Consider the following 18,962-nt stretch of genomic DNA (forward strand, 5'->3'; position numbering starts at 1 on the left):
GTTGCGTCGCGCTCAGACAAACGACTTGAGCCAGCCGAGTCCGTCCTGCCAGTCGCCGAGGCCGCTATCGGCGTTGATGTGACCGCGCGCGCCGATGCTGATCCAGCGGCTGCCCCAACCGGCCGCGCATGCTTGCGAGAAAGGCACGCCGCCGTACGGGTCATCGGTGCTGGCGACGACGATCGTCGGAAACGGCAAGCGCTCGCCGGGAACGGGTGCGAAGCCGTTCGCCGTGGCCGGGAACGCGTGGCCCGCCGGGTCTGGCAACGCGACGAGCAGCGCGCCGGCAACCTTGTCTCGCTGCGCGGACGTCGCATAGGACGTCGCCCACCACGCGAGCGTCAGGCAGCCGAGGCTATGCGCGGCAAACAGCACGCGGGCATTCGCCGCGGCCACCGCGGCATCGAGCGTGCGGCACCAGTCGTCGCGTACCGGGTGCTGCCAGTCCGGCATACGCACCCTCGAGAACGATGCATGCGCGGTTTCCCAGCGCGTTTGCCAGTGCCCCGGACCGGAGTCGAGATACCCCGGCAACACCAGTACGGTCGGTTCCTTTTGCAGCGCCATCACGTGATCCCCTGTTCGAACGTCGTTATTGTTGCGTGCGGCCGTCTGCATCTCGCACGCGCCGCGCTTCATACGCCATTGCGTCGCTTATGGCCCGCCCTTACCGCGCATTGTCTATCAACGGAACACGCGCGCCGCGCCTGCACCCCGCGGATCGGCAACCGGCAGCGGCGTCGTGCCGTCGATGCGGATCATCTGCACATCGCCTTCAAACGTCTGCTCTTCGAGCGTGTAACCGAGCTTCTGCAACTGCTGAGCGAGATCGCCGGTAATCGGGCGGTACGGCTCCCAATAAATTGTCTTCGCCGGCAACAGCTGATGATGGAAGCGCATCGCGGCCAGTGCGTCGGTCGGCGACATGTTGAAGTCGTACAGGTCGGTCATCACCTGGAAGAGCGTCGTGAAAATCCGCGAGCCACCCGGCGTGCCAATCACGAGCGCGACCTTGCCATCCTTCAGCAGCATGGTCGGCGACATCGACGATACGGGCCTGCGCCCCGGCGCGATCGTATTCGCCTGATCCGTGCCGGCCGCACCGGGCTTCGCGACGAAATCGTCCATCGCGTCGTTGAGCAGGAACCCGGCGCCGTCGACCACGACGCCCGAACCGAACGAGCCGTTCAGCGTGTACGTGTTCGATACGGCATTGCCCCATTTGTCGACCACTGAGAAATGCGTCGTCTGCGGCTTTTCCGGCGGTGGACCGTCGCCTGAAGCGGGAATGTTCAATGCCGCCGCGCCCGCGGGCGGGCTTGCCGTTGAGGCCGGCTGAGCAGGTAATGCGTGGTCGGACTTCGGCTGACTGGCGGGCCCTTGGGGCACGCTTGCCGGAGTCGCGTTTGCCTGAGTCGCACTCGCCTGAGCCGCATCTGTGTGAGTCGCGCTTGCCGGGCTCGCACTTGCCTGAGTCGCACTCGCCTGAGCCGCATCTGTGTGAGTCGGGCTTGCCGGGCTCGCACTTGCCTGAGTCGCGCTCGCCTGAATCGCGCTTGCCGGGCTCGCACTTGCCGGGCTCGCACTTGCCGGAGTCGCGCTCGCCTGCGCATTTCCCTGCACGACGCCTGGCTTGACCGCATCCGATTGACCCGCAACCGCTTGACCAGCGTTTGCCGACCCGGGGCTCGACGGGCCCGAGGTCGCCTGTGCCGCATTCGCCGGACTCGCGCTTGCCTGACCGGTGCCCGGTTGCGCCGCGCTCGCCGGAACCGAAGCGGGCTGCGCGGTATTCGGCTGACCGGCGCTCGCCGCGTCCGACGCCGCCTGCGCCGCTTTCTCCGCCGCCGCTTTCTCCGCCGCCGCTTTCTCCGCCGCTGCCTTTTCCTCAGCTGCCTTCTCCGCCGCCGCCTTCTCTGCCGCCGCCTTCTCTGCCACCCTCTGCTGATCCTGCAACTGCTTCACCTCCGCCGCCCGCTGCGCGAGGTACGCATCATCGATCAGCTTGCCGACCGGCATCGGCGCCTGCGTCGCATCCGGATCCGCCGCAAATTTCTGCCGATCCGCAAACACGCGGTCTTCCATCTGCGCGATCAACTGCATATAAGGCGCCGAATTCAGATCAAGCCCCGCAAACGACGGCTTCAAATCCGCCTTCATCTTCAGCAGCTGGATCAACGCAATACCACCCGAGCTCGGCGGTGGCGCGGTCACGACCCGGTAGCCGTTCCAGTCCGCCACCAGCGGATCGCGCCACACCGCCTTGTACTGGCTCAGGTCGGTCTTCGAGATCATCCCGTGGCCGTACATCTGCTTCGTGATCAGATCGGCGGTCCGCCCTTCGTAAAACTCGCGGCCGCCGTCGTCGGCGACACGCTCGAGCGTCAGCGCGAGTTCCGGCTGACGAAACACCGTACCCGTCTTCAGGTTAGCGAAATACGCGCCGAAGTTGGTGCGGCTCGCGAACTTCGCCGCCGCATCGTCGCGGCGCTTCTGCAGCGATGCGTCGACCGTGAAGCCGTCGGTCGCGTAATGAATCGCAGGCGCGAGCACCTGCTTCCACTTGAGCTTGCCAAAGCGGCGCTGCGCCTGCCACAGGCCGTCAACGGTGCCGGGCACGCCCGCCGCGCGAAAGCCGATCGAGCTCATACCCTTGATGACGTTGCCCTTGTCGTCCAGGTACATGTCGCGGGTCGCGCGCTGGGGTGCCTGCGCGCTGTAGTCGAGAAAGTACGGCTTGCCGTCGATCTGCAGCGTCATGAAGCCACCGCCGCCAAGATTGCCCGCATCCGGACGGGTCACCGCAAGCGTGAACGCGATCGCGACCGCCGCATCGACCGCATTGCCTCCCTGCGTGAAGATCTGTTGCGCGGTGTCCGCGCTATAGCGATCGGGCACGGCAACCGCCGACGCATCGAGCGCCGGCTGGTCCGGCGCAGTCTTCGCGCCGGCCGGCGCGGCGCCGGCGATCGCGAGCCCAGCAGCCAGCACCGCGAGCGCAACCGCGTGGACTGGTTTGCGAGCGGCCTTGGGACCGGCTCGCCTGATCTCTGCCCTATTGCCTGAAAGGGCGTGATGCGCAATCCGCGCATCGAGCGTCGAAGTAGGCATTCAGGGAACTCCGGAATAAATGAGCGCCGGCTGGATGCCGGCAAAGCGCGAACACGGAAAGTGCTGCACATGACGCCGGGTACGCCCGGCGCAGGCCGCTCCGGCACGCATGCCGCGCACGGCCGACTCGCAGCAATGGCCACACAATGGTGTGTCGCGGCGAGGATTCGCGGCCGCTATCGCCAGCCCCTCTGGGGCGGTCTACTGCGCAACACAGCCGCATTGCCGCGGCGAAGCGTCGCCGTGCGCTGCGAAGCAGCCGGAAAGGAACCCTTGCGCAGGCACTTCGCCGCTGGCGCATGCTACCGGCGCCGGCGCGTCCGGTTCAAAGTGTTTTACGTCCTGTTACAGCGCCTTTCGGATCGCTCACCGCACGTTGCAAAGCGCCGCGGCGCCGTGCTCCTGCCCGCGCGAGATGGCCGTCAAAGGGCTGTACCTCACAACCCTGTCAGGTAGAATTGTCGGATTAGAGGGAGCAACACGCGCCCTTGTCACCTTCTCCCATTCGCATGAGTACAGACCGTCATCCCAGCGAGCGCGGAAACGCAAACGCCGCACACGCCGCAAACGCCGCTCCCACGCCAGCCGCCAACTTCATCCGCAACATCATCGACGAAGACAATCGCTCCGGGAAGTGGAGCCAGCGTGTGGAAACGCGCTTCCCGCCGGAGCCGAACGGCTATCTGCACCTCGGCCACGCGAAAAGTATCTGTCTGAACTTCGGCATCGCGCGCAGCTACGGCGGCGTGTGCCATCTGCGCTTTGACGACACCAACCCGGAAAAGGAAAGTTTCGAGTACGTCGAATCGATTATCGACGCGGTCAAGTGGCTCGGCTTCGAATGGCGGAAAGACAGCGCCGAGCACCTGTACTTCGCGAGCGACTACTACGACAAGCTGTACGCGTTCGCCGAACTGCTGATCGAACGCGGCAAAGCGTATGTCGACAGCCAGTCGGCCGAAGACATGCGCGTGAACCGCGGCTCGGCCACCGAGCCCGGCAAGGCGTCGCCGTACCGCGATCGCCCAGTCGACGAGAACCTCGACCTGTTCCGCCGCATGAAGGCCGGCGAGTTCAAGGAAGGCGAGCACGTGTTGCGCGCGAAGATCGACATGGCGTCGCCGAACTTCAACATGCGCGACCCGGTGCTGTACCGCATCCGCTTTGCGCACCACTACCGCACCGGCGACACCTGGTGCGTGTATCCGATGTACGACTACACGCACTGTATCTCGGACGCGCTCGAGAACATCACGCATTCGCTGTGCACGCTCGAGTTCGAAGACCACCGCCCGCTCTACGACTGGATTCTCGACGAACTTGCCGCCGCCGGCGTGTTCACGCGGCCGCTGCCGCAGCAAATCGAGTTCTCGCGGCTCAACCTCACGTACGCGATCACCAGCAAGCGCAAGCTGCTGCAACTCGTCACCGAAGGCCATGTCGACGGCTGGGACGATCCGCGCATGCCGACCATCGTCGGTGTGCGGCGGCGCGGCTTCACGCCGGAGTCGATCCAGCTGTTGTGCGATCGCATCGGCGTGACGAAGGTCGACTCGTGGATCGACATGAGCGTGTTCGAAGGCGCGCTGCGCGACGATCTCGACGAAAAAGCGCCACGTGCAACCGCGGTGCTCGACCCGCTCAAGCTGATTATCGACAACTACCCGGAAGGCACCACCGAGGAATGCAGCGCGCCGGTCCATCCGCATCATCCGGAGCGCGGCACGCGCACGTTCCCGTTCTCGCGCGAGCTATGGATCGAACGCGAAGACTTCGCAGAAACGCCGCCGAAGGGCTACTTCCGTCTGTTCCCCGGCAACAGGGTACGTCTGAAGTACGGCTATGTCGTCGAATGCACGGGCGCCGACAAGGACGAGCACGGCAATATCGTCGCGGTCCACTGCAACTACTTTGCGGACAGCCGCTCCGGCACCGAGGGCGCGAACAGCTACAAGGTGAAGGGCACGATTCACTGGCTCAGCGCGGCAGGCGCGTGTCCGGCGGAAGTGCGCGTGTACGACCGGCTCTTCAGGGAAGCGCAGCCCGATGCCGGTGGCCGCGATTTCCTCGAAGCGCTGAACCCGGATTCGAAGCGCATCGTGCAGGCCTATGTCGAGCCGGGCGCGCGCGACGCGGCGCCGGAACAGCGCTATCAGTTCGAACGGCACGGCTACTTCGTCGCCGACCGTTTCGACACGAAACCGGGCAAACCCGTATTCAATCGCATCGTCAGTCTGCGCGACAGTTGGGGGAAACCGGCGTAAGGTGGATGTATGGTTTAACGGTTGGCGCAAGCCCGACGCGATGCACCGGGGTTGTGCCCACGCCTGTGCATCATGCGCTACCACCACTGCCGAACGCGCCGCTTCCATAACAACGGGCCTTCGACTTTGACGGTGCGCTCAACACATACGCCGGCCCGGGGAGAACGATGAACGCCGCACTTCGACACTGGGGTACCGCGCTGGCAATCGCGCTGCTGTCCGTCGCTTCGTGCATGGCAGCCGGCTCACCCGCGCACGCGGACGAGCTGACCGGCACGCTGAAGAAAATCCGCGACGAAGGCGTCGTCGTGATCGGCGTGCGCGAGGCGTCGATTCCGTTTTCCTATTCCGATGGCACACGCACAGTCGGTTATTCGCAGACCATCGCGCTCGCGATTGTCGACGAGATCCGCAAGGTGCTCGGTCAGCCGAATCTGCGCGTGCGCGAAGTGACGATCACGTCGGCCAACCGCTTCCTGATGCTCGTCAACAACCAGATCGATTTCGAGTGTGGGTCAACCACACATACGCGAGAACGCGAGAATGTCGCCGCGTTTTCGAACAGCTTCTTTCAATACGCGGTACGGATGATCGCGCGCAAAAACGCCGGCATCAACGATTTCGCGGACCTCGCGGGCAAGCCCGTCGTGACGACCGCGGGCACGTCCGATGAGCGGCTCGTACGTCAGTTGAACGGCAGCAAGCAATTGAACATGCGCATTGCGAGCGTGAAGGATCACGCAGATGCATTCGCCGCGGTGAAGTCGGACCGCGCGGTTGCATTTGTGATGGATGAGCCGATTCTGTATGGCTTTCGCGCAACCGACCCGCACCCCGATGACTTTGTCGTGACCGGCACGCCGCTCGGCTATGAGACGTATGCGTGCATGTTCCGCAAGGGCGACGAGCCGTTTCGCGATCTCGTCAACGGCGTCATTTCGCGGATGCAGACTTCCGGCGAAGCGGAGCGGCTTTACAACGTGTGGTTCACGCAGCCGATTCCACCGTATGGAATTAACCTGAACTATCCGCTATCGCAGGAAATGCGCGCGCTGTTCGCGCACCCGAACGACAAGGCGCTCGACTGAGCGGCTGCACACATCGAACGCACCCTCGCGTTCGATCCCGCGGCGCCGCCCGTTACAACGACTGATGCAGTTCCGCCAGCGATAGCGTCGTCTGAAAAAGCCGAGTGAGACTGCGGCTCGCATATCGCTCGACTTCATCGGGCCGGCACCAGCGATACGCATCCATTTCCGGAATCAGCACGCCGTCCGAGCGGCGCGGAAACAACGACGTACACGTGCACGACGACAGATCAAGCTCGTCTGCGCGTGCGCGTGCGGCAAACAGGTGCAAGTCCTTGTCGCGTCGATATAGAAAGCGGCCCAGGTCCTTCAGCCGCTCGACGGCGATCGCGATGCCGGTCTCCTCGACCGTCTCGCGCAATGCGGTGATCGCCGGCGCTTCGCCCGGTTCACCCTGCCCTTTCGGAATGTCCCAATGATCGGTGCCGGTCGCATGCGCAAGCAGCACCCGGCCATCCGGCGTGAGCAGCACGACGCCACAGGAAACGATGCGCTCGCTCAATGTCTCCTCTGCAAGACCCACTTGCCCGTTGTGCCCTGCCTGCAGTAGCGCGGCCCCAGATTCATCGACTGTCCTCTGGCATTCAGCACGACGCGCACCGTGCGACAGGTGCTGGTGCCTTCCGTCGCGGTATCCTGGATAGTCATTTGCGCGTTGACCCTAACGCTGTTGCGCGACCCTTCGTTGGTCCACGTGACGGTGTCGCCGTCCTTTTGCTTGTCCAGTGCATTGAACGCGGCGGCCTTCAGCGAATCGATGTCGGCCTGCGTCATGTTGCTGATCGGCGTGTCATGCAGAAAGCCGAGATTGGCCGCCTGCGCGGCAAGTGAGCCTGTGACCAGCAGCGCGCCGATCATTGTTTGGGTCAGGTGGAGCACGGTCCGGTTTCGCGTTGGCATTTTGCTTGGATCTCCGTGGAAAGGCGGTGACGGCAGACAGGCCATGATCGGCGCGGCGGCGATCTGGACCTGAAAAGAATAGCACGCAAGGAGACGCGTTGATCTCACAATCCACGCGGCATTGCAGGTCCCCTGCTGCGCTCGTCAACGCATGCGCCGTTCAATTTTAGGACGCGTCTCATGGCCGCGCGTCGCGTCGCCTCATACGATGACCGGCTCATTTCGCGCGCCTCGCCGCGCATCCTTCATCTCCGTTCCCGCCATGGACCTTTCTTTCGCGCTGCGCTTCTTCATCGTCATGTTGACGCTGATCTGTATCGCGATCATTGCGTTAGCCGTTTCGCTCGCCGATCCTTTCTCAGCGTCAGCGCGTCGCGCGTTAGCGTTACATCCGGAGCGTCGTCGCGATGGTCGTCTGCCTGAGCATCGACATGCGCATCAACATGCGCATCAGCATCCGAATCTGCTCGCGGCCGGCATCGCCGCGCTACCGCGCGCTCGCTGGCCCGGCGTGCTGACCGGGGCCGGCGTCGCGTTTCTGCTGGTTTCTTTTGCGTTGCTCGCGGCCGCCGGGTGCGTTGCCGGCTGAGTCAACGTCACGAGCACTCGCGCGTCGTTTCAATGAACACGAACTCGCTGCCGCTGTGGAAAATCGCGCAGCAATACGTCGCACCGCCGAAGGGTGACCGTCGGGCGCCGGGCTCGCGCATCCCGGCACTGTTCGTGTCGCCTTACGCGAAGAAGGGTTTCGTCGATCACATGCAGTACGGCTACGGCTGCCCCTTTTTTCTTTTGAGCGTTGGTTCGATGTGTGCATTGAATCAGTGTGTGCGTTATCGCAATGCCGCGCTCGCAAAGCGGTTTTTCGTGCACAGTTCGCGCACGGCCCGCACCAGCGCCGTCACCGCAGGCGAAACCTTGCGAGCGAACGCGTAGAACTGCACATCCGGTAACGCGGGCAGCCCATCCACTGCATTCAGTTCGCGCAGCCCGTCGCGCAACTGGCTGCGCGCAAGCGGCGTCACTGCGAACCCGGCCAGCGCGGCCGCGACGCAGCCCGCCATGCTGCTGCTCTCGAACGCGATGCGCCACGGCTTTGCGTGAGCGGCAAGCGCCGCCAGCGCAGACTCGCGATAAACGCATGGGTCCGCGAACACCGCGAGCGGCACAGGCGCGTCCGGCTCGAGCACTGACGCCGCCGAATACGCCCATACCAGCGGCTCTTCCCACAGCAATTCGCCTATCTCACTGCTTTCGTTGTCGATGCGCACGCACTGCTTGCCAAACACGACATCGACCTTGCCGCGCGCCTGGTGACGGAGCAGGTCCGCCGTGATGCCGACCTTCAGTTCGATCGCCGCATCCGGGTGCCAGCGGCGAAACGTCTGCAGCACGCGAGGCAGCCAGGTGCCCGCGAAATCTTCCGATGCGCCAACGCGCAGCCTGCCTTGCACCGCGTCGCCCTGTAGTTTCGCGCGAGCTTCGCGCTCCAGATCGACAATGTTTCGCGCGTACATGTACAGCGTCTCGCCGGCCTGCGTCAGATCGAGACGCCGTGTGGTACGCGCGAGCAGCCTGGCGCCGACGCCTTCCTCGAGCCGCCTGATATGCCCGCTGACCGCCGATGGCGTCAGCGACAGCTGCTCGGCGGCGAGCGCGAAACCGCCCGCATCGACGACTTGCAGGAACGTGCGTAACAGCACGATGTCGAGCGACGGTGAGCCGGCGAGCGCGCCGGTTTCGATCAGGTCGTTACTCTGCATGATTCGTGAACAATATCTAGCCATTCATCATGTATTACATTTTATCGCTGAAGTACGATTAGCGTGACGATTGCGGCGTCACGCGCTAATGGAACCCGAGGAATCTGAGCAAAGGAGAGCAGACATGGACGACTACCAATTCGTCAGCACCGGCTTGCTGGATGTCGGCTATCTCGAATGGAACCCGCAAGGTGCGCGTACCGCGGTGCTGATGCACGGCTGGCCCGATAGCCCGCGGAGCTGGTCGGAGGTCGCGCCGATCCTCGCGGCCGCCGGCTATCGCGTGCTGGCGCCTGCGTTGCGCGGCTTTGCGCCGACCCGCTTTCGCGAAGCGTCGACACCGCGCAGCGGCCAGTTGGCCGCACTGGGACGCGATCTGCTCGAGTTCTGCGCCGCGCTGCGGCTCTCGCAGCCGGTGCTGATCGGACACGACTGGGGCGCGCGCGCGGTGGCGAATGCGTGCGGACTCGATGCGGCGGCTGCATCGCACCTCGTGATGCTATCGGTCGGCTACGGCACCAACGATCCGTCGCAGACGTTGTCGCTGCCACAGGCGCGCAACTACTGGTATCACTGGTTCATGGCGACACCGCGCGGACAACATGCGCTTGAAAACGACCGGCGCGCATTCGCCCGTCTGATGTGGGACACATGGTCACCGGCCGGCTGGTACGAAGAGTCCGCCTTCGATGAAGCGTGCCGCGCGTTCGACAGCCCGGACTGGGCCCACGTGGTGGTGCATTCGTACCGGCATCGCTGGGGATTCGCCGACGGCGACCCGGCGTACGCGGCCGATGAAACGCAACTGAACCCGGCGCCGGTGCTCGACGTGCCAACGCTGATGCTGCATGGTGGCGCCGATACGTGTAATCATCCGTCGACGTCGAGCGACCGCGAACGTTTCTTCAACGGCGCCTACGAGCGCGCGGTGCTCGACGGCGTCGGCCATTTTCCGCAGCGCGAGGCGCCGCAAGCGGTCGCCTCGCAGATCCTCAAGTTTTTGAACGCGCACCCTCTGTAACCGAAACCCGCTCCAACCGATGATGCTCAAATTCTCCGCCAACCTGTCGACGCTGTTCCAGGATCGCCCACTCGCCGAACGTATCGCCGCCGCGCGCGCAGCCGGCTTTGGCGCAGTCGAAATGTGGTTCCCGTATGACGTTCCCGCTGGCCAGTTGCGCGATACGCTGCGCGAGCACGGCCTGCCGATGATCGGCATCAACACTGCGCCTGGCAACGTCGGCGCGGGCGACTGGGGACTCGCCGCGGACCCGCGCCGGCGCGGCGCATTTATCGAATCGCTGCACGACGCGTTCGAGTACGCACGCGTGATCGGCTGTCCGAATGTGCACGTGATGGCGGGTATCGTCGATCCGTCGATATCGCATGCGGCGGCGTGGGACACGTATCAGGCCAATATCGATGAAGCGTGCAGGCTCGCTGCGCAGCACGCGTTGACAGTGATGATCGAGCCGCTCAATGCGATTGATCGCCCAGCTTATCTGTTGACAAGACAGCAGCAGGCGATTGCGCTGGTCGAGACATTGAAGCGTCCGAATCTGAAGATCATGCTCGACCTGTTTCACCTTCAGCGCGGCGAGGGCAATCTGATCGAGCGGATGCTGGCGAGCCTGCCGTATGCGGCGCATGTGCAGATCGCCGACGTGCCCGGCCGGCATGAACCTGGCACGGGTGAAATCAACTTTGGGAAGGTGTTCGACGCGCTAAGGGCGGCGGATTGGGCTGGATGGATTGGCGCGGAGTATTTTCCGCTCGGGGGCACCGGGATGGGCCTCGGATGGATGCGAAGCGAGGCCGCCCGCGGTCCAGCGCAAACGGCAAGCGCGGACTGAAGAAGCAGGTAGAACGGCTCAAGGGGTAACGTGGGCAAGCGGGTAAAGCGGGCGAAGCGCAATTGGCGCGGCAGGAGGGACTCGAACCCCCGCCCCTCGGCTTAGAAGGCCGATGCTCTATCCAGCTGAGCTACTGCCGCGACGAAAGAGCGGAGATGCTACACCAATGTCCCGCTCATTTCACCTTCTGACAGGAAGCAGCAACAGGAATTCGCCGCTTCGGCGCTCGCCCGTTGCGGGCGAGCCGGCATTCTAACCGGGCACGGCGCGGCGGCGGTATGCGAGACCCGCAGGTGTCGAGTGCGGGCACTCGCGAAACTGCCGGCAACGAACCAAACATCACACCGGCTGCGGATGCGTGATAAACCACCCGAGACACACCAGCCCCGCAATCACGCAGTACACGCCAAACGACGCGAGCCGCCCGCGCCCTTCGAAATAGCGCATCAAAAAGCGCACGCTCAGATATGCGGCAATCGCAGTCAGCACACCACCGAGCACCGCGTCACCCAGCTGTTCCGGTGCATGAAACAGCTTCGGCACCTCGAGCAGCCCTGCGGCGAAAATAATCGGCGTGCCGAGCAGGAATGCAAATTCCGCGGCTTTCTCCGAGGTCAGCCCCGCCGCATTGCCCGCGATCATCGTCAGGCCGCTACGCGAAAAACCCGGGATCAGCGCGCCGACTTGCGCGAGACCGACGAAAAAGGCCTGCTTGAACGTGAGCTTTTCCGGCGGACGATGCGCGCGCGAGCGCTGCAGACGGTCGCCCAACCACAGCAAAACACCGTTGACGATCAGCGCGATCGCAACGATGCGCAAGTCATGAAACACGCGCTCGAGACGCTTTTCGAGCAGCAGGCCGACGATACCGGCCGGAATCGTGCCGATGATCAGCGCCCACATCATGTGGCCATCTTCGTTGCGGCGCCCGCCGAGCGACGCGAAGAAGCCGCCGATCAACGCAATCCAGCGCGCCCGGAAATACCAGAGCAGCGCAAATGCGGTCCCCAGATGCAACGCGACGAGGAACGGCAGCAACTGCGGCGCATGTTTGTCGATATGCATCCCGAACAACGCGGGCACCAGCAACGTGTGTCCGAGACTGCTGACCGGGAAGAGTTCTGTGACGCCCTGCAACACGCTCAGAAAGATCAGAAACGACAGGCTCACGCGGCGGACCTCATGGAAGAAGGGGGATCGGGAAACAGCGCGCCGGACGTGCCTCTCCAGCGATCTGAAAGCGCGTCGATTATGCCTGGCCGGCGCGACCCCGCCAAGCGCCGGGCCTTTTTTTCACTTATTTTTTTCCGCACTGCCGTACAGATAAACGATGCACCGCCGCTGTGCCGCGCACCGATTATTACGGCCATGAAAGCAAAAAGGCCCGCCGATCAAGGCGGGCCTGCACTAAGAGGACGCTTCACTGGGCGCGCAACGCGCGTCCGGTTTCGCTGATCTCGACGCCCCGTTCTAGCGTGAAACTTTATGGAAAAAATAAATCGTACTGCCCGCGAACATTCCGAGCAGAGCCACGCCCATTGCCATTGCGAGATCCATTGCGCCTCCTGAAACGATGAGCCCGATGTCCGGATGGAAGCGATCGGGCGGTCATACCGATTATCGACGCGCACGACTGTGCGATGACACTCGCAATTTCCCGACAAAGGGTTTCCCCGTAGCGCAAAGCAGCGCGGGATCGGCCACAAAACCCGGCCGCAAAACTGGCCGTAAAAGTAGCCTGCGAAAATCGGCGGCGCCACGGGCCGCGCGCGCGACTCGCACATACAGCCGTCCACTGCGCTACGCTTAGCGTCTCTTCCACCCGCTTTGCATCCGACCATGCCTCAATTCCAGCAACAGGACATCCTCGAGATCGCACAAGGTTCATCGCTGCTGCGCTTCGCGCCGCAAGCCGGCGGCCGGCTGCTGTCATGGGATATCGACGGCAGCCCCGTCATTTTCTGGCCCGAGCACGCCGACTGGACCCGTCCGTCGAAGATCCGCGGCGGCAATCCGTTGCTGTTTCCGTTTCTCGGCCGCCATTTCGTCGACGGCCGGATCGGCGAGTGGCGCGACCCCCAAGGCACGGTACGGACGCTGCCGATGCATGGCTTCGCGCGCGATCTGCCGTTCGACGCGACGCTCGACGAAGCACGCGCCACGGTGCGGATGACGCTCACCGACAGCGAAGCGACACACGAGGGCTACCCGTTCAGCTTCCGCTTCGAAGCGACCTACCGGCTGGTCGATACGCATACGCTCGACGTCGAACTGACCACGTCGAACACCGGCCACAACGCACTGCCGTATTACGCCGGCCATCACTTCTACTTCGCGCTGCCGCACACACAGCGCAACGAGACCGTGCTCGAGCTGCCGTGCACCGAGCGCCGCTATCAGCTGCCGGACGGCACGCTGGCGGCGGCCGAGTCCGGCGAGCCCAGCTATCGCCTCGACGAGGCGCGCATCCTCGATCGCTTCCACTGCCTGAAAGGCGCGTCCGCGCATCCGGTGCGCCTCGTTCAACTCGGGCTCAACCGCAGCATCACGATCGATCTGCAACGGCCGGGCTCGGTACCGTGGTTCGCGGTCACCACATGGACCGAAAAGCCGGAATCCGACTTCTACTGCATTGAGCCGTGGCTCGGTCTGCCCGACGCGATTCACAACGAAGAAGGTCTGCGCTGGCTCGAACCCGGCGAAGCGCAGACCGCCGCGCTGCGCATCGCAGTCGGCACGTTGCCTTGAAAGCATCTGTCTTCAGCATGCGTTGAACTGCCCGCGCGCGGTGGCACGTCGTTCGCGCGCGGCACCGTTTTTCTGTGTTGCAATGCAAAACCGTTAGAATCAGGCGTTTTGTTTTCTGCTGCGTGCCTGACCGAAGGAGTCCGCGTCGTGCGGTTGCCCATGCGTTTGACGCATGCGGCGGCGACACAACCGGTATTGTCGGCGGGCCAGCGCGGCGGCAGGTTTTGCGAGGTCCAATGTTGACAACAAGAATGAGACGGCTCGCCTGCATTTCGGTGGCCGCGGGGTTAGTCGGGTTACTGGCCGCGTGCGGGTCCGCGCCGGTCGCGCCGGGGTTCTATCGCGTCGAACGGGGCGACACGCTGACGAAGATCGCGCGCGATAACCGGCAGCCGGTGCAGAACATCGTGCGCTGGAACAATCTGTCGAATCCGGATTCGATCGAGGTCGGGCAGGTGCTGCGTGTGGTGCCGCCGGGTGGCGCGGCGACCACGTCGACCGCCGGCGCCAGTGCGAAAAGCGGCGCCACGGCCGAGCCGCGCAGCGCATCGGCGGATCCGGCGCCAGCGGCTACGGCCAACGCGCCACGAATCTCGCTGGTGTGGCCTGCGGCCGGCACGGTAATTCGCCGCTTCGATGGCAAGAACTCGAAGGGCATCGATATCGCGGACAGCGCCGGCACACCGGTCATCGCGGCCGCGGCAGGCACAGTCGTCTATGCGGGCAACGGTCTGCGCGGCTACGGCAATCTGCTGATCATCAAGCACAACGCCGACTACCTGACCGCGTATGCGCACAATCGCGCGCTGCTCGTGAAGGAAGGGCAGGCCGTGCAGCAGGGCCAGAAGATCGCTGAAATGGGCGATACCGACAACGATCGCGTCATGCTGCATTTCGAGCTGCGTTACGACGGCCGTTCGATCGACCCATCCCGCTCGCTGCCACCGCGTTGAGCGGACATGGGTATCGCGCGGGAAGCCGCGCAAACGTTCGCGCATGAGTGCCGCTTCGCACGTGCCGGGAACCCGGCGCGGCGCGGACGGCTCCATTGGAGACCAGGTACACGGCGGCAAGCCGTATCGAACATTGAATGTCAGTGAGGACTGTGGAATGAAAACCGTATTGGCAGCGGCGCGCGCGATGGCAGCGGGCCTTTCGATCTCCGTCGTGGCGGCGCTTGCCGGCTGCGCGAGCTCGACAACGATGACTTATCTGCCGAACGGCGACACCGGCTTTGCGATCAACTGCAGCGGCAGCGACGCAAGCTCCAGTTGGGGCGAATGCTATCAGCGCGCAGGCGAAGTCTGCGGCGCATACGGCTATGAAGTGATCTCGAAGGATGTCGACAACGGCGCAACGTCGGGCGGCTCCCTCGGTGGAATCTTGGGCGCGAACGTCAAGAATCGTTCGATGGTGATTCGCTGCAAGCAGTGACGTGCCGTGCGATTACGTGGCGGACATTGCATCGGTGATTACGTTGCTGTTGCGTCGGCATTGCGTCGGCCAATTGCGTCGGCGATCACATCGGCCATTACATCGCCGAATGCGGACATCGTGAAATCTCCCTGAAAAAAGCCCGTTTTTTGAAGATATGCATGCGCGCGCAACCAAAAAAGAGCCCGGCACGAGGCCGGGCTAACGGGGGTTCGGCGCATATCGGCAAAGGACCGGTTTACCATGCGCCGAAACGAAATCTAGCAACGCCCCTATATGCGTGCAATCGATTAATTGATCAAATAATGTGAGTCGGCGCACGGATCGAGCGGAAGATCGACCGATTGTCATCACCTGGGAAGCCGAATCAACGCGCGTTGCACGCCGGCCGGTTTGTTCGTCGAACTGTCGACGGCCTGAAGACCCGCATGAAATGGGCATCTTCATTTGCGCGCCTGGCGCACTGGCTGTTTGAAGCGGCAAACGCCGTCATGCCTCGTCCGCCACCGGTGTCACCCGCCGGACATCGTCGCGCTTGGTGCGCAAGCGCACCCTTTCGTTGCTTTTGATTCCGCAGCCCCTTCGATGCGTATCGAATCACCGTGGGTCGCCGCGGTGAATGGTGCGACTAATGTCGCACCGCGCTTGTCGAATTCGGTCTGCCCGCATGGTTTATAGTAACGGCCGCCAGCCCCTGTTCCCACGTCACACGCGCATACAACGCGTGCAAAGCCATTCCTCCACGCAACCTGATGACTTCCGCCGACACTCCGCAAGGCCCTTCGCAAAGCCCTCTCTATGCCAAGCTGCTCGGCGAAACTGCAAAGATCGGCTGGAAAGAACTCGAACGCTTTTTCGCGCGCGGCATGCTGTTGCGCGTGGTGCGCGATCTCGATCTCGTGAGCGTCGCCGAAGCGATCGCAAACGACGACACCGAGCAGGTGAGCCAATGGCTCGCGGCAGGACTCGTCGAACGTGTGCAGGCGGAAACCGCCGCCGATTTCGCCGCGCGGGACCCGGCGCTGTGGGCCGTGGTCGTGTCGCCGTGGGTCTGCGTGCAGGAACGCGGCTGAGCGCGGCTTCACGGTGCACGCGAATTCACCGGACGCGCCGCCCGCCACGGCGCCCGCGTTGCCCGTGCGCTGGCATCGACGGGTCCTCGCGCTCGCGTTCCCGATTGTTCTTGCGAATCTGACGCAGCCGATTCTCGGCGCCGTCGACACGGCAGTCGCCGGGCATCTGGAGAACGCGTCGTATCTCGGCGGCGTCGCGCTGGGTGGCCTCTTCTTCAACTTTGTGTTCTGGGGCTTCGGCTTTCTGCGCATGGGCACGACCGGCCTCGTCGCGCAGGCGTTCGGCGCGGGTGATCGCGCGGGCGTGCGCAGCAATATCGCGCGCGCACTGCTGCTCGCGTGTGCGATCGGCGCGGTCGTGCTCGCCGTGCAAGCGCCGCTGATCGAATACGCGATTCGCGCGCTCGGCGGCAGCGCGGCCGTGCAGCAGCACGCACGCGCGTATTGTCATGCGCGCATCTGGGCCGCACCGTTCGCGCTCGCGAACTACGTGGTGCTCGGCTGGCTGCTCGGCACGCAACGGGTACGTCTCGCGCTCGTCACGCAGGTATGGATCAACGCGGTCAACATCGTGGCCGTGCTGCTCTATGTGTACCGGTTCGACTGGGGGATTGCCGGCATCGGCGCCGCCACCGCAACGGCCGACGCCGTGGGCTTCGCGTTCGGCGCATTCCTGTTGTGGCACTTGCGGCCACGCGGCCTACCCGCGCTCGCGCGCAGCGAGCTGTTCGACGCGGCGGCGCTCAAGCGCGTCGTCGCGATCAATCGCGACATCTTCATTCGTACGCTATGCCTGCTGTCGTCGTTTGCATGGTTCACACATCTGGGTGCGCGCCAAGGCGATGCGACGCTCGCCGCCAATGCGTTGCTGCTCAACTTCCAGACTTTCATGGCGTATGGACTCGACGGCTTCGCGCATGCGGCCGAAGCGCTGGTCGGTGCGGCACTCGGCGCGCGCGACCGGCATGCGTTCAGCCGCGCGGTCAAGGTCACGATGCTGTGGTCGGCGCTGGGGGCGCTCGGGTTCTCGATCGTCTACTGGAGCGCGGGCGGTTGGATCATCGCGCAGTTGACCGACCAGCCCGCGGTGCGCGAGTCCGCGAGAACCTATCTCGGTTGGGCGGCGTTATCGCCGGTAATCTCGGTGTGGGGCTTTCTGCTCGACGGCGTGTTTATCGGCGCGACGCGTACGCGCGAATTGATGGTGTCGATGGTGATATCGCTTGCGGTGTTCGTCGGCGCGTCGTGGGCGCTGGCCGGATCAGGCGGCAATCACGGGTTGTGGGTCGCACTGCTGATTTTTATGGGCGCACGGGGTGTGACGCTCGCGCGCTTTGTCCCGCGCATTGCACACGGGATACGATCCGACGCTGCGTGATTGATTCACACGCGGCACGCGTGCTGTACAGGCACGGTGCCGGCGCGGTACGAGCAGCCTGGATCGCTCGCACCGTGCGCGTGGTTCGCGCTTATTGGGGCGCCGAATCCGGCGCGTTGATGATTTGCGGCGGCCGGGTGTCGGTCGGCACGCCGTGATAGTCCGCCGGGTCTTGCGGCGGTCGGTGCGGATGCAAGGTCACGTCATCGGCGCAGCCGGAGAGAGCCGACAGCGTCAGGGCAAGCAGAAAAGTACGCTTCATGAATAGGCGAAACCCGATTGAAAACATTGGGGGGTTAGAGTCTACCCGTAAAGTGCCGCGCGCGACGGCTCACTGCCTTGCTCCTGTAGCCGTCGCCGTCTGTCCGATGCCCGGTATGCCGTCGCATCTGCACTACTATGTATGAGTAGGGTCAAGTGGCCACATGGGTCCGAGGAGGCTGTCATGGATGCCGAATCAATCGCCGGTCTGGTGGGTCTGGGAGTCGGCTTGCTGGTGCTGGTCGCGCTGTCGGTTTTCGAATCGAGGTCCTATCGGCGCGAACACAACGGGGAAGGCATGATGCATCACTGGCTGGTCCAGCACCATATGCTCGACTGGGTGCATCGCAAGCACTGAGCAGTAGCGCCCGCTTCCGCTTCTGACGTTTCCGGTTCGCGTTTCACGCCGCTCTTGCGCGTTTGACGCGTTTGAAGCGTCCGCGGCGCGTTCGGTCCACCACTGCCGATGCGGCCGAACGCGTGCGAACGCGCGTGCGGGCTCGCATTCCCTTTGGTCTACCGTCAATCGTCGACCGACCAAACGCTCGGCGAAACGCATCCCGCGCGTCCCTATGCTGCATGTGCACGTCGCGCTGCCGCTTCTGTGCCGCGCCACCCAGGCGCCGCACGTGCCGCGCTTGCGCACCGCACTATCCATCTCTCGCCCTGATAGGCACATGCCTTGCTGAAGCTCGTTTATAAGCTGCGCGGCATTTGCCCACCACCGCGCCGTTTGACCGGTGCACCGACCGCGAAGGCACGGGCGTCGTGCCATTGCCTGTGCGCGCGACGGTTAACGAAGAATTGCGTGGGCCGGCCATTGGCCATCAAGGGAGAGAAACCATGACCCTCGGAACCATCCTGCTGATCGTGCTGATTCTATTGTTGATCGGCGCCTTCCCCAGCTGGCCGTACAGCCGCAGTTGGGGTTATCAGCCGACCGGCATCATCGGCGTCGTGCTGGTCGTCGTGATCGTGCTGTTGCTGATGGGCACGATATAGCGGCGTAGAGAAGCCGCTCCTGCACGTCCGGTCGGCTACTTTCAGTGAACGTTGACGTTCGATGTAAAAGCCAGGTAGAATGCTCGG

General features: G+C 63.9%; 20 protein-coding genes, 1 tRNA gene and 2 pseudogenes. 13 read left to right on the forward strand and 10 right to left on the reverse strand.

Annotation, left to right across the window (positions count from 1 at the left end):
* Nucleotides 1-12: 12 nt before the first annotated feature.
* From BX592_RS17030 to BX592_RS35185, 4 genes and pseudogenes are all read right to left on the reverse strand, one after another.
* The gene (locus BX592_RS17030) at nucleotides 13-567 is read right to left on the reverse strand and encodes an RBBP9/YdeN family alpha/beta hydrolase (protein ID WP_134192995.1); all 555 of its coding nucleotides are present in this window, start codon (nucleotides 565-567) and stop codon (nucleotides 13-15) included.
* Nucleotides 568-684: 117 nt separating this feature from the next.
* Nucleotides 685-1,389 (reverse strand): gamma-glutamyltransferase, encoded by a 705-nt coding sequence (locus tag BX592_RS35175; protein WP_377681516.1) that lies wholly within the window; start codon nucleotides 1,387-1,389, stop codon nucleotides 685-687.
* Complete coding sequence (locus BX592_RS35180; RefSeq protein WP_134193140.1) at nucleotides 1,293-1,718, reverse strand: pentapeptide repeat-containing protein; 426 nt, start codon at nucleotides 1,716-1,718, stop codon at nucleotides 1,293-1,295. The genes BX592_RS35175 and BX592_RS35180 overlap by 97 nt, the downstream gene beginning before the upstream one ends.
* Before the next feature lie 253 nt (nucleotides 1,719-1,971).
* Nucleotides 1,972-3,111: pseudogene (locus BX592_RS35185) on the reverse strand (gamma-glutamyltransferase); the annotation flags it as partial.
* A 509-nt stretch (nucleotides 3,112-3,620) separates the two neighbouring features.
* Here BX592_RS35185 and BX592_RS17050 point away from each other — a divergent pair.
* Entirely contained in the window at nucleotides 3,621-5,375 is a 1,755-nt protein-coding gene (locus tag BX592_RS17050; protein ID WP_134192996.1) for a glutamine--tRNA ligase/YqeY domain fusion protein, read from the forward strand.
* 167 nt (nucleotides 5,376-5,542) lie between these two features.
* Entirely contained in the window at nucleotides 5,543-6,463 is a 921-nt protein-coding gene (locus tag BX592_RS17055) for a transporter substrate-binding domain-containing protein (RefSeq protein WP_134192997.1), read from the forward strand.
* A 52-nt stretch (nucleotides 6,464-6,515) separates the two neighbouring features.
* Here BX592_RS17055 and BX592_RS17060 read toward each other — a convergent pair whose 3' ends face one another.
* Together BX592_RS17060 and BX592_RS17065 are read right to left on the reverse strand one after the other, a co-directional pair.
* Nucleotides 6,516-6,965: an NUDIX hydrolase gene (locus BX592_RS17060; protein WP_134192998.1), complete on the reverse strand. Its 450-nt coding sequence runs from the start codon at nucleotides 6,963-6,965 to the stop codon at nucleotides 6,516-6,518.
* Nucleotides 6,962-7,363 carry a hypothetical protein gene (locus tag BX592_RS17065; protein WP_134192999.1) on the reverse strand — a complete coding sequence of 134 codons (402 nt, stop codon included), beginning with the start codon at nucleotides 7,361-7,363 and terminating at the stop codon, nucleotides 6,962-6,964. Before BX592_RS17065 ends, BX592_RS17060 begins: the two co-directional genes overlap by 4 nt.
* Before the next feature lie 262 nt (nucleotides 7,364-7,625).
* On the opposite strand from BX592_RS17065, the gene BX592_RS17070 reads away from it, so the two are divergent.
* Both BX592_RS17070 and BX592_RS34470 read left to right on the forward strand, forming a co-directional pair.
* Nucleotides 7,626-7,952 (forward strand): hypothetical protein, encoded by a 327-nt coding sequence (locus BX592_RS17070; RefSeq protein ID WP_134193000.1) that lies wholly within the window; start codon nucleotides 7,626-7,628, stop codon nucleotides 7,950-7,952.
* Nucleotides 7,953-8,026: 74 nt separating this feature from the next.
* Nucleotides 8,027-8,131, forward strand: a pseudogene (locus BX592_RS34470) (alkaline phosphatase family protein); the annotation flags it as partial.
* Between the two features lie 65 nt (nucleotides 8,132-8,196).
* Here BX592_RS34470 and BX592_RS17080 read toward each other — a convergent pair.
* A complete protein-coding gene (locus BX592_RS17080; RefSeq protein ID WP_134193001.1) occupies nucleotides 8,197-9,126 on the reverse strand; it encodes a LysR family transcriptional regulator in 930 nt (309 codons plus the stop codon).
* 124 nt (nucleotides 9,127-9,250) lie between these two features.
* Here BX592_RS17080 and BX592_RS17085 point away from each other — a divergent pair, with 124 nt between their 5' ends.
* On the forward strand, nucleotides 9,251-10,147 hold the full coding sequence (locus BX592_RS17085) for an alpha/beta fold hydrolase (protein WP_134193002.1): 897 nt from the start codon (nucleotides 9,251-9,253) through the stop codon (nucleotides 10,145-10,147).
* A 19-nt stretch (nucleotides 10,148-10,166) separates the two neighbouring features.
* Complete coding sequence (locus tag BX592_RS17090; protein WP_134193003.1) at nucleotides 10,167-10,979, forward strand: hydroxypyruvate isomerase family protein; 813 nt, start codon at nucleotides 10,167-10,169, stop codon at nucleotides 10,977-10,979.
* A 63-nt stretch (nucleotides 10,980-11,042) separates the two neighbouring features.
* On the opposite strand, the gene BX592_RS17095 is transcribed toward BX592_RS17090, so the two are convergent.
* Together BX592_RS17095 and BX592_RS17100 are read right to left on the reverse strand one after the other, a co-directional pair.
* Nucleotides 11,043-11,119: transfer RNA gene (locus tag BX592_RS17095), tRNA-Arg, on the reverse strand.
* A gap of 199 nt (nucleotides 11,120-11,318) precedes the next feature.
* A complete protein-coding gene (locus tag BX592_RS17100; RefSeq protein ID WP_134193004.1) occupies nucleotides 11,319-12,149 on the reverse strand; it encodes an undecaprenyl-diphosphate phosphatase in 831 nt (276 codons plus the stop codon).
* Between the two features lie 669 nt (nucleotides 12,150-12,818).
* Between BX592_RS17100 and BX592_RS17105 the strand changes: the two genes are divergently transcribed.
* The 5 genes from BX592_RS17105 (at nucleotide 12,819) to BX592_RS17125 (ending at nucleotide 17,612) form a co-directional block, all read left to right on the forward strand.
* The gene (locus tag BX592_RS17105; RefSeq protein WP_134193005.1) at nucleotides 12,819-13,727 is read left to right on the forward strand and encodes an aldose epimerase family protein; all 909 of its coding nucleotides are present in this window, start codon (nucleotides 12,819-12,821) and stop codon (nucleotides 13,725-13,727) included.
* Nucleotides 13,728-13,963: 236 nt separating this feature from the next.
* Nucleotides 13,964-14,680 (forward strand): peptidoglycan DD-metalloendopeptidase family protein, encoded by a 717-nt coding sequence (locus tag BX592_RS17110; RefSeq protein WP_134193006.1) that lies wholly within the window; start codon nucleotides 13,964-13,966, stop codon nucleotides 14,678-14,680.
* Nucleotides 14,681-14,837: 157 nt separating this feature from the next.
* Nucleotides 14,838-15,161, forward strand: coding sequence for a hypothetical protein (locus BX592_RS17115; protein WP_134193007.1), 324 nt, complete (start codon nucleotides 14,838-14,840; stop codon nucleotides 15,159-15,161).
* A gap of 752 nt (nucleotides 15,162-15,913) precedes the next feature.
* A complete protein-coding gene (locus BX592_RS17120; RefSeq protein WP_134193008.1) occupies nucleotides 15,914-16,234 on the forward strand; it encodes a DUF2288 domain-containing protein in 321 nt (106 codons plus the stop codon).
* A gap of 13 nt (nucleotides 16,235-16,247) precedes the next feature.
* A complete protein-coding gene (locus tag BX592_RS17125) occupies nucleotides 16,248-17,612 on the forward strand; it encodes an MATE family efflux transporter (RefSeq protein WP_134193009.1) in 1,365 nt (454 codons plus the stop codon).
* Between the two features lie 91 nt (nucleotides 17,613-17,703).
* On the opposite strand, the gene BX592_RS33865 is transcribed toward BX592_RS17125, so the two are convergent.
* Nucleotides 17,704-17,874 (reverse strand): hypothetical protein, encoded by a 171-nt coding sequence (locus tag BX592_RS33865; RefSeq protein ID WP_166676381.1) that lies wholly within the window; start codon nucleotides 17,872-17,874, stop codon nucleotides 17,704-17,706.
* 183 nt (nucleotides 17,875-18,057) lie between these two features.
* Between BX592_RS33865 and BX592_RS33870 the strand changes: the two genes are divergently transcribed.
* Entirely contained in the window at nucleotides 18,058-18,231 is a 174-nt protein-coding gene (locus tag BX592_RS33870; RefSeq protein WP_166676382.1) for a hypothetical protein, read from the forward strand.
* 485 nt (nucleotides 18,232-18,716) lie between these two features.
* Entirely contained in the window at nucleotides 18,717-18,875 is a 159-nt protein-coding gene (locus BX592_RS17130) for a DUF3309 family protein (RefSeq protein ID WP_134193010.1), read from the forward strand.
* Nucleotides 18,876-18,962 lie beyond the last annotated feature (87 nt).

The sequence above is a fragment of the Paraburkholderia rhizosphaerae genome (assembly GCF_004366595.1).
Taxonomy (GTDB): domain Bacteria; phylum Pseudomonadota; class Gammaproteobacteria; order Burkholderiales; family Burkholderiaceae; genus Paraburkholderia; species Paraburkholderia rhizosphaerae.